Raw genomic sequence first — 13977 nt, forward strand, 5'->3', positions numbered from 1 at the left:
ACCTCTCAGGCAGCTGATACCTCTCAGGCACCGTCCGGGAGCACCAACCGGCAGGTGTCCCCCGGCTCCACGCGGACCGCGCGGTCCGGCAGCCGGATGTCGATCGGCGACCGGTCCGAGGCAGGCACCAGCATCTCCAGCCGTCCTCGCTCCAGGTGCAGCCGTACACCCCAGTGGCCGCGGTAGCGGAGGGAGAACGCGTACGCCGACAACTCGGGCAGCGGCACCGGGTCGAGCCAGAGCGCTCCGTCACGGGTCTCCAGCCCGGTGAGCCCGCGCTGTACGAGGTCGAGGGTGCCCGCCATCGCGCCGAGGTGGATCCCCTCTCCGGTGGTGCCCCCCTGGACGTCGGCGATGTCGCCCCGCAGCGCCTCCTGGACGAAGCTCCACGCGTCCGTGCGCCGGGTGCGGGCCAGGACCCAGCCGTGGACCAGACCGCTGAGGGTGGAGCCGTGGCTCGTGCGGCGGAGGTAGTGGTCGACGGTGCGTGCCCAGATCCCGTCGTCCAGTGAGTAGCCCAACCGCTCGAACATTGCCCGGAGTTCGTTCGGTGAGAAGAGGTAGCCCTCGGCGGTGAACTCGGTGCGCAGGGCGGCCAGCTGCGGGTCGGCCATGTGGACGACGCGTTACTCACGGACGTAGAGCACTCCGCTGTCGATGAGGGCGAAGCGGGTCCGGCGCTCCAGGAGGCCGGTGGCGAGGTGCAGGACCTGCCGGTGGTCGAGCACCGCGGCGGTGTCCGGGGTGAGCCAGTCACCACCCGGCAGCCGGAACCGGAGAGGCAGCCAGTTCGGCAGGTTGACCATGTCCTCGTTCTCGACCCGGTGTCCTGCCACGTCCGAGGTGAGCCGGTTGTAGCAGCCGGCCGCGTAGGTCCCCGGGTGGTGCACGTCGTCGGCGGTGCATTCGGGCAGGGCGCCGCGGGTGGCGAAACAGCCGTTGCCCAGCGTGCACAGGGACTCGCGCAGCCGCTCGTCGGCGGGCAGGTATCCGTCGTACTCCCACGTCCAGCCGTTCACTTCGGCTCCCTCCGTGCAAGTGGCCGGTGTGGACGGCGGGCGGGCCGCTCGGCCAGGGCCGCCCCCGCAGCACCAGGGTGATCACGCGATGAGGCCGAACGGCCATGCGGCGCTCCCCTCCGCTGCAGGAACCGACCGAGCGGGTCAGCCGCTCGGCGTCTGTCGGCAGGTGCGACGATCACTCCGCCTGCGGTACGACCGCCACCGGGCACTGCGCATGGTGAAGCAGTGTGTGGGCCACCCGGCCGAGCTGAAGGCCGACGTGTCCGTGCCGACGCCTCGCTCCCACGACGACGAGGTCGGCGGCGGCCGAGCGGTCCACGAGGATCCGGTGGGCCGGTCCCTCGGCCGTCACGCTGCGGACATCGACCTTCGGATGGGCGGCCATGGCTTCGCCGAGCAGTACGTCGAGCAACGCCGACGCCTTTCCCTCGTACTGGCGGGCGATCTCCGCGAGCGCCAGCTGGTTGCCGACCTCGTGGGCGGGGCAGCGCCAGGCCCGGACGACGTACAGGGCGCATGCGCGGGCCTCGGCCTCACGGAAGGCGAACCGTACGGCTTCATGTGCGGTGGCGGGTTCCCCCGCGCCCAGCAGGATCCGCTCGTGGCCTCCGGTCAGGCCGGCCCTGTCGCCCCGGACCACGATCACCGGGCAGTGCGCCCTGGCCGCCACGGCCAGGCCCACCGATCCGAGGAGCAGGCCGGTCAGCTCACCTCGGCCGCGCGACCCGGTGACCAGAGCATGCGCGTTGTCGCCCTCGCGCAGGAGGGCGTACGCCGCGTCGTCGGGGAGGATGTCGGTGGTGACCTTCACATCCCGGCAGCGCTGTGCGGCGCGCTCGGCCGCGGAGGCGACGATGTGTTCGGCCAGCACACGTTCCGAGGGGCGTTCCGTGCCCTCCGACGGCACTCCGGTCTCGTAGCGCTCCCAGCGGGAGGCGTACACCAACCGCAGCGGAATGTCGTGGCGAGCGGCCTCCTCCGCCGCCCAGTCGACCGCGAGCAGGCTCCCGTCCGATCCGTCGACGCCCACGACCAGGGGAAGTGTCATCGTCCCCACCGCCTTTCGTCGGACTGCCACGTCGTGCAGCAGGGGGCTCCGATGTCACCGTGTCACCTCCCGGCGGCGGGCCGGAGGGGCCACTCGGCCCGTTCGGGTACCCGGTCAGCCCCTGTCGGCGTGGAGCAGTGCGCCGGACGCTGGGCCCGGGCCCACCGGAGGGGAGGGCTTTCGGTACGACCCGTCTCCGCACGGGTCATGGCCTTGAAGGAGGCTCGGACATGAAGCCCACGAAGGTCGGCGCCGTCATGGTCGCCGACGTCGTCACGGCTGGGTACGGCACGCCGTTCAAGGAGTTGGTGCGGCTGCTGGAGGAGCACCGCATCAGCGGCCTTCCGGTGGTCGACGGGGACGGCAAGGTGGTCGGCGTGGTCTCCGAGACCGACCTCATGCAGCACCAGACCCGCGATCCCGAGCAGGACCCTACGCACGTCATGGGCCGAGGGGCTCGGCGCGCGGCCGTGAAGAGCAACGCGGCCACGGCGGGCGGTGTCATGTCGACGCCTGCCGTCACCGTCCGCTCCGATGCCACGGTCGTCGAGGCGGCCCGGCTGATGGCCGGGCACCGTGTCGAACGCCTGCCCGTGGTCGATACGGAGGACCGGCTGGTCGGCATCGTCACTCGTGGCGCCCTGCTCGGGGTCTTCCTGCGTTCCGACGACGAGATCGTGCGGAAGGTCCGGCAGGAGGTCCTCGGCAACGCCCTCTGGCTGGCCCCTTACGCCGTCGATGTCACGGCGCAGGACGGTATGGTCACTCTCAGCGGCCGGCTGGAACGGCGAAGCGAGATGGCCGTACAGGGCCGGCCACCGCTCGGCGGCCGGTGGTGCGCGACCGGACAAGGAGCAGCAGGCTCGGGCGGGAGCCGCGGGCTGGCAGACTTTGTCGTGTGAAACCCGTGGTGAAGCGAACGACGAGCGACTTGCGGCGGCACAACCGGTCCCTCCTCCTGTCCGCGCTGTATGTCCAGGGACCCACCAGCCGGAACAACCTGACCCGTACCTCCGGCCTCAGCTCCGCGACGGTGAGCAACGTCGTCTCCCAGCTCATCGCCGAGGGACTGATCGCGGAGGGCGGCTCCGAGGACTCCGACGGGGGCAGGCCGCGTTCGGTGCTCGAGATCCGCCCGGACTACGGCACCGTGATCGGCGTGGACATCGGCGAGACGCACGTCAGGATCGGGCTGTTCGACTGGACCCTGTCAGTGATCAACTCCGAGGTCTACCCGATCGCCGACACCCGGCTCGACGCCGAATCGGTGGCCGCACTGGTGCTCCGGGGCATCTCCGAAGTGACCCGGGCCGCGGGCGTCGACCCCGCGGACCTGCTCGGCGTCGGCGTCGGCGTACCCGGCGCGGTCCAGCCCGACCTGCGGATTCCCGGGCGCACGCTGGTGCACTCGCCGACGCTCGGCTGGTCCGGCGTCCCGCTCGGGGAGATGCTCGCCCCGGGCATCCCCGCACCGCTCATGCTGGACAACTGCGCCCGCACCCTGGGCCAGGCGGAGATGTGGCGCGGCGTGGGGCGGGGCGCCGACCGCGTGGTCACCGCGCTGATCGGGGTCGGGGTGGGCGCGGCCCTCGCGCCGGGCGCGGAGGGGGGCGTCGCGGGTCTGACCCCTGCCACGATCGAGTGGGGTCATACCGTGATCTACGCCGGAGGGCTGCCCTGCCGCTGCGGCTCGCGGGGCTGCCTGGAGGCATACGTCGGGGCCGAGGCCATCCTCCACCGTTACCAGGCCACGCTGGGCAGCCTGCCGTTCCGTGCTTCCGGGACCGAGAGCCGGCTCGCGGAGCTGACCGCACGGGCGGCCGCCGATCCGGTGGCGACCGAGACCCTGGAGCGGGTCGGGGAGTACATCGGCATCGGGATCGGCAACCTGATCAACCTGCTCCACCCGGATCTCGTGGTGCTCTCCGGATGGGCGGGCTCGGTGATGGGCGGGGTGGTCCTGCCCACCGTGCGCGAGACGGCCGAGCGGCACGCACTGTCGTATCTGCGCGGGCGTACCCGGATCGAGGTCGGGCGACTGGGCCAGGAAGCGGTGGCGATGGGGGCCGCCACGCTGCCGGTGGCGCACTTGCTGGAGACGGGCGGCCGACGGCCGGCGGTCATGTCCGGTGCGTCCGGCGGGTCCGGTGCATCCGCGGCGCAGGCCTGGGCGTAGTTCCGCGGCGATCCCGCCGCCCGGAGGGCTGCTGTGCGGCGGGATCGGTGGAGGACCGGTTGACGCCAAAGACTGTCGCCTCTTGGTTTAAGTCGAAGCCAAAGTCTCCTGACCTCCGTGGAGTCTTCATGACGTCTCAGTTCCCCGTGGCCCAGCTCTACATCGACGGAGCGTTCCGCCCGGCCTCCTCCGGGCGCACCGCCGACGTCGTGGAGAAGGCGACGGGTGCCGTGATCGGTACATACGCCCTCGGCGGGGCCGTGGACGTCGGGCGGGCGGTGACCGCGGCCCGCGCCGCCCAGCCCGGCTGGGCGGCACTCGGCGCTCCCGAGCGCGCCGCCTGCCTAGGGCGGATGGCCGACTTCCTCCAGGCGCACCACGCGGAGCTGGTCGAGCAGAGCATGCGCGAGACCGGCGGGGTGCGGGCCAAGGCCGAGGACGAGGTGTCCACCGGCATCCGCCAGCTGCGGATCTCCATGATCCAGGCGAGCGAGAACGCCGGCGACCTGCTGCCGCCGTACAAGGCGGGAAAGCTCTCGATGTCCCGGGCGGTCCCGCTCGGGGTGATCGGCGTGATCACCCCCTGGAACTACCCGGTCAACCTGGCCATGCGGGCAGTCGCACCGGCGCTGGCCTTCGGCAACACCGTGGTGCTCAAGCCCGCCGAGCTCACCCCGGTCATCGGCGGCCAGGTCCTCGCCGAGGCGGCCCGGGCCGCCGGACTGCCGCCGGGCGTCTTCAACGTGGTGACCGGCGACGGCCTCGACGCGGGGCACGCGCTCGCCGAGCACACCGGCCTGGACCTGCTGGACTTCACCGGCTCCCGCGAGGTCGGCCTCGCGATCGCGGCCTCCGCCGCGGCCACCCTGCGGCCGATCCGGCTCGAACTGGGCGGCAGCAACGCCTTCGTGGTCCTGGACGACGCCGACATCGACCTCGCGGCCTCCTGCGCGATGGTCGCCTCGCTGGAGTTCCAGGGCCAGACCTGCATCAGCGCCAGCCGCCACATCGTCACCCGGGCGGTGGCGGACCGCTACCTCGACGCCCTCACCCGCCGTGCCGCCGCCCTGCGGGTCGGCGATCCCATGAGCGGGACGGCGGAGCTGGGCCCCCTGATCAGCACCCGCCAGCGCGAGCGGGTGCACGCCCTCGTGGCGGCGTCGGTCGAGATGGGGGCGGAGGTGCTCACCGGCGGCACGTTCGACGGGTTCGACGGGCTGTTCTACCGGCCCACCGTGCTGGCCAAGGTGACACCCGAGATGCCCGCCTTCACCGAGGAGATCTTCGGCCCGGCCCTCCCGGTCACCGTCGTGGACGACCAGGAGGAGGCGGTGGCCGTGGCCAACGGGCTTCCCATGCTGATGAACTCGGTGTTCTCCGCCGACCTCGTCCGGGGCCTGTCGGTGGCCGAGCGGCTGGACGCCGGCGAGGTGCACGTGAACGACGCCCATGCGCGACACGGCGCGGACGACCAGATGGCCGGCTTCACGAAACGGCAGTGGATCGGTGTCCAGCGCACACCGCTCACCCTCCCGGCGTGGACCGCCGACCCCGCGACCCGTTGATGGCCGCGGCACGTTCGGCGCTGGTGGTCCGCGGCGGCTGGGAGGGCCACGCGCCACGGGAGTGCACCGACCTGTTCCTGCCCGCGCTGGCCGACGCCGGCTTCGCGGTGACGGTGCGGGAGGACCTGGATGCCTACGCGGACGCGGATCTGATGGCCCGGACCGATCTCGTCGTCCAGTGCTGGAGCGAGGGCCGGCTGACCGACGCGCAGTGCGCGGGGCTCGTGTCGGCCGTCGAGGCGGGCACCGGCTTCGCCGGCTGGCACGGCGGCGTGGTGGCGACGTTCTACGACAGTCCGGCATACCTGCGCATGGTCGGCGGCCTGTTCCTGCACCATCCCGAGGAGCACCTGGAGTACCGGGTCCGCATGCAGCCGGAGCACCGGGAGCATCCGATCGTCGCCGGACTGCCCGACGTGACGGTGGTCACTGAGCAGTACTGGATGCTGACCGACGCGTTGAGCACGGTGCTCGCGTCCACCACCGTCGCCCCGGGCGCCGCCGGGCAGGGCGAGCAGCCTGTCGTCATGCCCGTCGCGTGGACCAGGCGGTGGGGGCGGGGGCGCGTCTTCTTCTCCGCCGTGGGACACCGGCCGGACGACCTGCGCGAGCCCACCGTACGAGCACTCACCACACGCGGACTGCTGTGGGCAGCCCGGTGACGAGCCGGCGGGCGCGGGCGGCCCGGTAACGAACCGGCGGGGACGGGGGCTCCGGCAGCGGATCGGAGCCGAAGGGCGGCAAGGTCCGCCTCACCATGTGGGACTGGGACCCGGGCATGGACAAGGTCGTCGCCCTGTGGAACTCGACGCACCCGGACATCCAGGTCGCCCTCAGCAACCCGGCGGGCGGTGACCAGCTCGTCAGCAAGATGATCACCGCGCATCAGGCGAAGACCGCCCCCGACATCGCGAAGGTCGAGTACCAGTCGCTGCCCGGCCTGGTGGCGAACGGCGTGGTCCGCGACATCACCGCCGAGACGAAGAAGGCGGTCACGGACTTCGACGCGGCGACGCTGGCCCAGACCCGCTTCCAGGGCAAGGTCTACGGCATCCCGCAGGACTTCGCCCCGCTGATGATGTTCTACCGGGCCGACCTGTTCAAGAAGTACGGCCTGCGGGTGCCGACCGCCTGGCAGGAGTTCCAGCAGGAGGCCGCGAAGCTGCGCAAGAAGGCGCCCGGCGCCTACCTGACCAACTTCGACGCCGCCGACCCGGGCTGGTTCACCGGCCTCACCCAGCAGGCGGGGGCGGACTGGTGGACCACCCAGGGCGACTCCTGGCACGTGGACATCAACGGCACGGCCAGCGACAAGGTCGCCGGGTACTGGCAGGGCCTGGTCGACAAGGGACTGGTCAAGAAGAACCCCTCCTTCTCCCCGCAGTGGAACAAGGAGATGAACAACGGCACCCTCCTCACCTGGATCTCCGGGGCCTGGGCCCCCGCCCAGATCGGCGGCATCGCCCCGTCGACCAAGGGGAAGTGGACCGCCGCGCCGCTGCCGGCCTGGACGGCGGGCGACTCCACCACCGGCATCTGGGGCGGCTCGGCCATCACGGTCACCACGGACTCCAAGCACCCCGCCGAGGCCGCGGAGTTCGCGAGCTGGCTCAACACCGACTCCGCGGCGGTGACGGCCCAGGTCAAGAACATCAACATCTACCCGGCCTCGGCCTCGGGGCGCACCCTGCCGGTCCTCGACCAGCCGCCGGCCTTCTTCCCGAACCAGCCGGACTTCTACACCGAGGTGAAGAAGGTCGCACCGAGCGCCCGCAGCTTCTCGATGTGGGGCCCGAATGTCACAGTGACCTTCTCCGCTTACCGGGACAGTTTCGGCGCGGCGCTGCAGTCCGGGAGCTCGTTCAGCGGGGCGCTCGACACCATGCAGAGCGACACCACGGCCGGCATGAAGAAGCTCGGGTTCACCCTCGACTGACCCCGGCGACCCCGACCCGGTCGCCCGGCCGCGGCTCCTGACCCCCGGCCGGGCGACCGTACCGGCACCACCGGCAGCGCGACCGGCACCACCGGTGGCGCTCCACCGACCTTCGAATCCAGTCCTGGCACCACCAGCCACTCATCCGATGGGGACACACGTCGATGGCGACAAGCATCTCGCGGCGGGGCCGACGGGCCGGTCACAGCCGGCTGCCCTATCTGCTGGTCCTGCCCGCGACCCTGCTCCTCCTGCTGTTCGTGGCCGCCCCCGGGGGCTACGCACTGCTCCTCAGCTTCCAGCAGCGCAAGGTCGACGGGGGCCTGCTGGGAACGGGCAGCCGGACGGTCTTCGCGGGTCTGGACAACTACTCCGCCGTGATCCACGACGCCGAGCTCTGGCACAGCCTGCTCCGGATGCTCCTGGTCGGCGCGATCACCGTACCGGCGACCGTGCTCCTCGCCCTGCTGTTCGCACTCCTCCTGGACACGGCGCGGGCCCGGCTCACCCGGTTCGCGCGGCTGGCCATCTTCCTGCCGTACGCGGTGCCCGGGGTCATCGCCACCCTCCTGTGGGGCTTCCTGTACCTGCCCGCGACCAGCCCGATCGGCGGCCGGCACGTCGACTTCTTCGGCAGCTCGATGGTCTATGTCTCGGTCGCCAACATCGCGGTGTGGGGTGCGGTGGGCTTCAACATGGTGGTGATGTACACGTCCCTGCGCGGACTGCCGCCGGAGATCTACGAGGCGGCCAGGATCGACGGTGCCTCGGAGCTGCAGATCGCGCTGCGGGTGAAGGTCCCGCTGGTCCGTCCCGCCATCGCCATGTGCACCCTGTTCACCGTGCTCGCCGCCCTGCAACTGTTCAACGAGCCCAACACGCTGCAGCCGCTGTCGAACGCCATCTCCCTCACCTGGGTCCCCCTGATGAAGATCTACACCGACGCCTTCGTCGACTCCGACATCCATCTCGCGGCCGCCACCTCCATCGTCTTCGCGGCCGGAATCCTCGCCGTCTCCCTGCTCGTCGGCCGCCTCGCGCAGGCCCGGTGGGGCGGCGCCGGAGCCGTAGGCAAGGAGCAACGATGACGATCGACTCGCCCGCCCGTACCGTCGTGTCCCCGGTGACCGCCGCCCGGACCGAGCGGCCTCGCCCCCGGCGTTTCGCCGTCCTGCCCACCGCGGTGCTGCTGCTCGGCGCCGTCTACTGCCTGGTGCCGACGCTGTGGATCCTGATCGCGTCCACCAAGTCGCGCAGCGAGCTGTTCTCCACCGCGACCTATCTGCCGTCGTTCGGCTCGGGGCTGGTGGACAACGTCGCCGACCTCTCCTCGTACGACTCCGGCGTGTTCTGGCACTGGATGCTCAACAGCTTCCTGTACGCGGGGGTCGGCGGGCTCGCCGCCACCGCCGTGTCGGCGGCGACCGGCTACGCCATCGCCAAGTACCGGTTCCGCGGCCGCGCCCTGCTGTTCAACACCATCCTGGCGGGCGTCCTGCTGCCGCAGGTCGTGCTGGCTGTGCCGCAGTACCTGCTGCTGGCCCGCGTCGGCATCACCGACAGCTACCCGGCGGTGATCCTGCCCCAGCTGTTCAACCCGTACGGCATCTACCTGTGCCGGATCTACGCGGCCGCCTCGGTGCCCGACTCGCTGCTCGACGCCGGGCGGATGGACGGGGCGAGCGAGTGGCGGATGTTCTCCGCGATCGGGCTGCGGCTGATGGCACCCGGTCTGATCACCGTCTTCCTGCTCCAGTTCATCGTCATCTGGAACAACTTCCTGCTGCCCTTCGTCATGGTGACGAGCGACGACAAGTTCCCGCTGACGGTCGGCCTGTACAGCCTCCTGCGCCACGGCGCCAACCAGGCGTCCCTGTACTCACTGGTGATCACCGGCACCCTGCTCTCCGTCATTCCCGTCATCGCGCTCTTCCTGTCCCTGCAGCGGTACTGGCGTATCGACCTGGTGACCGGGGGCCTGAAGTAGTCCGGCCACGCAGGTCGCAGCCTCGTCCAGATATGGCCTGAAGCGGGTCATACGAGAAATTGGGTCGCAATTTCGGAAGATTTAGGCGAACTCCCCTGGCACGCTGGGGGCGACGCAGACGGACCGTGCAAGCGGTCGCGTCAAAGCCTTCGCAGTCGACCGGAACGAGGAAACCATGCGATCTTCTCTGGCCAGGGCACTCGTCACCGCAAGTGCCGTCGTCGGCATCGCCGGTGCAGGGCTTGCGGGTGCGGGTGCCGGCGTGGCGGCCCCCCAGCAGGCCGCCACGGCCGCCGTCAGCAGCCGGCAGGTCTCCCTGCTCGCGGTGAACAACCTCGGCCTGAACATGACCCGGGCCAAGAACTGGCAGAGTTGCCTGAACGTCTGGGGCTTCAACGCCGGTACCGAGGACGGACAGCTGGGCACCAACAGCTGGATGGCGGCACAGAGGATGCTCAACGCCTGGGGCTACAACGCCGGTACCGTCGACGGGATCGTCGGGACCAACACGATCACGGCGCTGCAGAAGTTCCTGAACGCCGTCGGCGAGAACGCCGGCACCCCCGACGGGATCGCCGGCCCGCAGACCAGGGCCGCGTTCTGGAACTACAACGCCACGGGCTGCTGAACCAACTCCGCATCCCGCGGCTCGTCTTCCGCGATCCACGTCCGAGGTGAACCTCTCCGTACCCCTGTACGTAGCCAGTGCAGCGCCTGCGGCGATCCCACAGGCCACCCACCGTCGACGGACAGGAACGGATGGACTCAACGATGAGATCCAGGACAGCGATTCGACTCCCGCTCGACCGTCCCGCCCGCTCGCTGGCGAGACGCGGGCGCGCGCTGGGCGCGGCACTGGCCCTCGGCGCGTTACTGGCGTCGGGCGCGACAATGACCCTGGCCGCCCCGGCAGTTGCCGCAGTGGGTGACGTCAAGTGCCCGTCCACGGACTGCGTGCAGATCGCACCGGCGGCCGGCGCTCCGGTCGCCATCGCCCCCGACAACGCCGGCTCGGTGTATCTGGCGTACTCCGGAGGCGATCTGCTCAAGCTCGACCTGGCCACCGGAGCGCTCTCCACGGTCACCACCGGTCTGGGCAACCTCCGCGGGGTGGCCGTCGCCGACGGCAGCGCGTACATCACGAGCTTCGACGGCACGCTTCAGAAGGTCACCCTCGCGACGGGCAGCCGCCGTACCCTGGCCGCCGGCCTGCCCGCGCTCTTCGGCGTGGCCCGCTTCGGCACCACCACCTATGTCACCGACACCAACGGAGAGATCGTCGCCGTGCCGGACGACGGGACGGCACGCGTGGTGGCCACGGGTCTCGGCTTCTCGTACGGCTTCTCGTACGGCCTCGCGTTCGACAGGGCGGGACTCGCCTACACCGCGGACATGGGCCTCGGCCGCATTCTGCAGACGAACGTGGCCACCGGTGCGACGCGTGTGCTGGCCGACGAGGCCTACGAACCCACGTCGATCTCGGTCGGCGGCGACGGCCTGGTCTACTTCCAGGTCGGCGACGAGGTGAAGCGCGTGAACGCCACGACCAGGGTGCAGTCCCACGTCACCAACATCGTCGGGATCAACTCCTTCAGCTTCTCACTGGCGGCGTCCGGGGACGCGTACACCGCCGGCAGCGGCCAGGACGGTCTGTGGCGGATCGCCGGGCTGACGTCGCGATGAGGCGGTAGGAAGGGTGCCCGGCGGGATTTCTCCCGGCCGGGCACCCTTGTGTCACGGCCGGATACCGAAGGGTCCCAGCACACCGGAGTCGATGCGCAGCGACTCCAGCAGGGTGGCCGCGTTGTCGAACGTGAAGACGTCGGCGGCCGCCAGTTTCCCGAGGTACTTTCCGGCGACCGGATCGGCCGCCGTCCGTGCCACCGCGTCGAGGTAGGTCCTGAAGATGGCCCAGGCGTTCCCGCCCGGCCCGTATTCCCGGAAGTACGGCGTGGGGTCCACCGACCTGACGGCGGCTCGGACACCGGCCTCCAGGTCGGCCATGTACTCCTTCTGCAGCTCACCGTCGGCCCGGATCCCGAGGCGGCCGAGATGGCCCGCGACCAAGGTGGTCCAGGGGTAGGACAGCGCCACGTCGTGCGCCTTGATCCACGCGGGTATGTCCTGGGAGACGGCGAGGCTCTTGAACGGGACCCAGCCGGGGAAGAGCACGTCCACGAGCATCAGGGTCCGGTAGGCCGGGGCGTAGACGTAGATGTTGTCCGGCGCGTGATTCGGCCCGTGGTACGCCAGCTCCAGGTGCTCTCCGCCGACGGAGAGGGTGTACCGGCTGTCGAAGGTCACCTTCGGCGCCGGCCGGTTGGGGTCGTCGGCCCGCAGCAGCAGTTCGCGGTTGAGCCTGTGCCCGATGCGTACGACGTCGTCCCCGAACAGGACGGAGGCGCCTATGTGGTCGGCGTGCGCGTGCGAGTGGACGAGGTGGGTCACCTTGCCCGGTCTCCCGTTGGCCCTGGTGACGTCCTCGATGGCACGCAGGAGGTTGGTCCCGATGGTCGGCGGAGCGTCGACGAGCACCACGCCGTGCCGGGTACTGAGGAACATGGCCTGGTAGTAGGCGTCGGTCACCCAGTACAGGTTCCCCTCGATCCGGCCGACGTGGTAGCCGTCCGCGTTGAGCGCCGGGCCCAGGGACCCCGCGGGCACGGGCTCGAAGCCGGGCAGCCCGGCCGTGTCGGCCGCATGTGCGGTACCGGCCTGCGGACCGAACACTCCGGCGCCGACACCGACGGGGACTGCGGCGACGGCGGACGCACGCCTCAGGAAGGTACGCCGGTTCGCGCCGGTGGAACCGGATGCAGTGGAACCGGATGCGGTGGGCTCGGACGTCATGGGTCCTCCTCGGATCAACCTGGTTGAACCATAAACGATTTTCGTTGAACCGTAAACCAATATGTGACGGCCGATCAGTCCCTGTCCTCCCAGGCGCGTGCCGCCCGCTCGCGGGCCGCCCGGATCAGGTTCTTCTCTTCCTGGGTGAGCAGCCGGAGCAGCTTCTCGTTCTTGAACCAGTCGTTCATGAGGGCATGAGATCCGCCCAGACTCAGGGAATAGGCCCACATGCTCCGCCCCCTCCGTTCTCCCTTCCACTCCGTGGCCCATGCCACCAGATGGTGGATCTTCTGGTCCGGCGTGAACTTCGAGATCGACATGACCGCCATCCGTCTGCCGTGACTCGCGGGCCGGGGCGCCGACGCTCCGTCAGGACGGCCGGCGCCCCGTCTCCACCGGGTCAGCGGCGGTGTGCGCCGCAGCGGAGGAGGGCTCGCTCCACCGCCGCGGCCATGGCCTGCTGGCCCTGGGCGTTGGGGTGGGCGGGCGCCGTCGGAGCCGCCGCGACCAGGGGTTCGATCCAGCGTTCCCCGGCCGGCCGGCACATGTCGTGTCCCACGGTCGGGGTGTAGGTGTCGACGTACCGCGCGCCGTGCGCCGACGCCTGGCCGGCGAGCATCGCGTTGAGCTTCTTCTCGGTGTCCCGCAGATAGCCGAAGTCACCGGCGGCCAGCGGCATCACGGAGCTGGTGCAGCCGACCCCGTCGTCCGGGAACAGGTCGGGATAGCCGACCACCAGGACCTTGGCACGGGGCGCCCGCTGCCGTACGGCGTCCAGCGCCGCGGCGATCTTGGGGGCGGTTTCGTCGACGCGCTGTTCCAGCCGGTCGGTGCCGTCGCTCGTGAAGAAGGTCTGGCAGGGGTTGCCCGTCGGGTCCTTGGCGGCGAGCCCGGCGCAGGTGGCCAGGTCGCTGGAGAAACCGATGTCGTTGCCGCCGACGGTCAGGGTGACCACGTCCGTGTCCGCGTCCAGCGCGTCCAGTTGAGGCTGCTGCGCGCCCTGGGGTCCGGCCAGGGCGGTCGTCGTGGCGCCCGCACAGCTGACGTCGGTCAGCCGCGCGTGCGTCGCTGCCGCGAGGAGGGACGGATAGTTCTGGTCGGAGCGCCCGCACGCGGTGTCGACCTGGGTCGGGATGCCGGGGCCGGAGGCGTACGAGTCGCCGAGCGCCACGTGGTCCACGGTGCGCGCGGTGGGTGTCGCGGCGCTCGCCGATATCGCGCCCGCGGTGGACAGGGCCATCGCGCAGCACGCCACCACGGCGCCTCGCAGCAGGCCCCGCCGCACGGGGGATCTCTTGGTCTGGTTGTTCAAGTCCATCCATTCGTCAGGCCCGGGAGCGCTCGTCGAGCCGCTCCGACAAGAGTCGTCAGCCGTGGGGCGATGTGCTGACGT

12 protein-coding genes and 1 pseudogene are annotated in these 13977 nt (G+C 70.8%); 9 read left to right on the forward strand and 4 right to left on the reverse strand.

Annotation, left to right across the window (positions count from 1 at the left end):
* Positions 1-23: 23 nt before the first annotated feature.
* Positions 24-1019: pseudogene (locus ABZ887_RS23275) on the reverse strand (glycosyl hydrolase family 65 protein).
* A gap of 178 nt (positions 1020-1197) precedes the next feature.
* Positions 1198-2070: a universal stress protein gene (locus tag ABZ887_RS23280; RefSeq protein ID WP_361292413.1), complete on the reverse strand. Its 873-nt coding sequence runs from the start codon at positions 2068-2070 to the stop codon at positions 1198-1200.
* Between the two features lie 230 nt (positions 2071-2300).
* On the opposite strand from ABZ887_RS23280, the gene ABZ887_RS23285 reads away from it, so the two are divergent.
* The 9 genes from ABZ887_RS23285 (at position 2301) to ABZ887_RS23325 (ending at position 11417) form a co-directional block, all read left to right on the forward strand.
* A complete protein-coding gene (locus ABZ887_RS23285) occupies positions 2301-2972 on the forward strand; it encodes a CBS domain-containing protein (protein ID WP_361292415.1) in 672 nt (223 codons plus the stop codon).
* Complete coding sequence (locus ABZ887_RS23290; RefSeq protein WP_361292417.1) at positions 2969-4246, forward strand: ROK family protein; 1278 nt, start codon at positions 2969-2971, stop codon at positions 4244-4246. Before ABZ887_RS23285 ends, ABZ887_RS23290 begins: the two co-directional genes overlap by 4 nt.
* A gap of 128 nt (positions 4247-4374) precedes the next feature.
* Positions 4375-5811, forward strand: coding sequence for an aldehyde dehydrogenase family protein (locus tag ABZ887_RS23295; RefSeq protein WP_361292419.1), 1437 nt, complete (start codon positions 4375-4377; stop codon positions 5809-5811).
* Complete coding sequence (locus ABZ887_RS23300; RefSeq protein ID WP_361292421.1) at positions 5784-6473, forward strand: ThuA domain-containing protein; 690 nt, start codon at positions 5784-5786, stop codon at positions 6471-6473. Before ABZ887_RS23295 ends, ABZ887_RS23300 begins: the two co-directional genes overlap by 28 nt.
* A 95-nt stretch (positions 6474-6568) precedes the next feature.
* Positions 6569-7747, forward strand: a complete 1179-nt coding sequence (locus ABZ887_RS23305; protein WP_361292423.1) for an extracellular solute-binding protein — start codon at positions 6569-6571, stop codon at positions 7745-7747.
* Between the two features lie 164 nt (positions 7748-7911).
* Positions 7912-8835 (forward strand): sugar ABC transporter permease, encoded by a 924-nt coding sequence (locus tag ABZ887_RS23310; RefSeq protein ID WP_361292425.1) that lies wholly within the window; start codon positions 7912-7914, stop codon positions 8833-8835.
* Positions 8832-9734 carry a carbohydrate ABC transporter permease gene (locus ABZ887_RS23315; RefSeq protein WP_361292427.1) on the forward strand — a complete coding sequence of 301 codons (903 nt, stop codon included), beginning with the start codon at positions 8832-8834 and terminating at the stop codon, positions 9732-9734. Before ABZ887_RS23310 ends, ABZ887_RS23315 begins: the two co-directional genes overlap by 4 nt.
* A 175-nt stretch (positions 9735-9909) precedes the next feature.
* Positions 9910-10362 (forward strand): peptidoglycan-binding domain-containing protein, encoded by a 453-nt coding sequence (locus ABZ887_RS23320; RefSeq protein ID WP_361292429.1) that lies wholly within the window; start codon positions 9910-9912, stop codon positions 10360-10362.
* A 143-nt stretch (positions 10363-10505) separates the two neighbouring features.
* Positions 10506-11417 (forward strand): hypothetical protein, encoded by a 912-nt coding sequence (locus ABZ887_RS23325; protein ID WP_361292431.1) that lies wholly within the window; start codon positions 10506-10508, stop codon positions 11415-11417.
* 51 nt (positions 11418-11468) lie between these two features.
* Here ABZ887_RS23325 and ABZ887_RS23330 read toward each other — a convergent pair whose 3' ends face one another.
* Together ABZ887_RS23330 and ABZ887_RS23335 are read right to left on the reverse strand one after the other, a co-directional pair.
* Positions 11469-12584, reverse strand: a complete 1116-nt coding sequence (locus ABZ887_RS23330; RefSeq protein ID WP_361292433.1) for an MBL fold metallo-hydrolase — start codon at positions 12582-12584, stop codon at positions 11469-11471.
* Positions 12585-12984: 400 nt separating this feature from the next.
* Positions 12985-13824: an SGNH/GDSL hydrolase family protein gene (locus ABZ887_RS23335; RefSeq protein ID WP_361292662.1), complete on the reverse strand. Its 840-nt coding sequence runs from the start codon at positions 13822-13824 to the stop codon at positions 12985-12987.
* Between the last annotated feature and the right edge of the window lie 153 nt (positions 13825-13977).

Origin of the sequence: Streptomyces sp. NPDC047061, assembly GCF_040643955.1 — a bacterium.
Lineage (GTDB): Bacteria > Actinomycetota > Actinomycetes > Streptomycetales > Streptomycetaceae > Streptomyces.

Excerpts from the sequence above, each read along its gene's own strand:
- ABZ887_RS23295 (WP_361292419.1), top strand. The coding sequence starts at position 4,375 with ATGACGTCTCAGTTCCCCGTGGCCCAGCTCTACATCGACGGAGCGTTC.
- ABZ887_RS23305 (WP_361292423.1), top strand. The coding sequence starts at position 6,569 with ATGTGGGACTGGGACCCGGGCATGGACAAGGTCGTCGCCCTGTGGAAC.
- ABZ887_RS23310 (WP_361292425.1), top strand. The coding sequence starts at position 7,912 with ATGGCGACAAGCATCTCGCGGCGGGGCCGACGGGCCGGTCACAGCCGG.
- ABZ887_RS23325 (WP_361292431.1), top strand. The coding sequence starts at position 10,506 with ATGAGATCCAGGACAGCGATTCGACTCCCGCTCGACCGTCCCGCCCGC.
- ABZ887_RS23285 (WP_361292415.1), top strand. The coding sequence starts at position 2,301 with ATGAAGCCCACGAAGGTCGGCGCCGTCATGGTCGCCGACGTCGTCACG.
- ABZ887_RS23280 (WP_361292413.1), bottom strand. The coding sequence starts at position 2,070 with ATGACACTTCCCCTGGTCGTGGGCGTCGACGGATCGGACGGGAGCCTG.
- ABZ887_RS23320 (WP_361292429.1), top strand. The coding sequence starts at position 9,910 with ATGCGATCTTCTCTGGCCAGGGCACTCGTCACCGCAAGTGCCGTCGTC.
- ABZ887_RS23315 (WP_361292427.1), top strand. The coding sequence starts at position 8,832 with ATGACGATCGACTCGCCCGCCCGTACCGTCGTGTCCCCGGTGACCGCC.
- ABZ887_RS23335 (WP_361292662.1), bottom strand. The coding sequence starts at position 13,824 with ATGGCCCTGTCCACCGCGGGCGCGATATCGGCGAGCGCCGCGACACCC.
- ABZ887_RS23330 (WP_361292433.1), bottom strand. The coding sequence starts at position 12,584 with ATGACGTCCGAGCCCACCGCATCCGGTTCCACTGCATCCGGTTCCACC.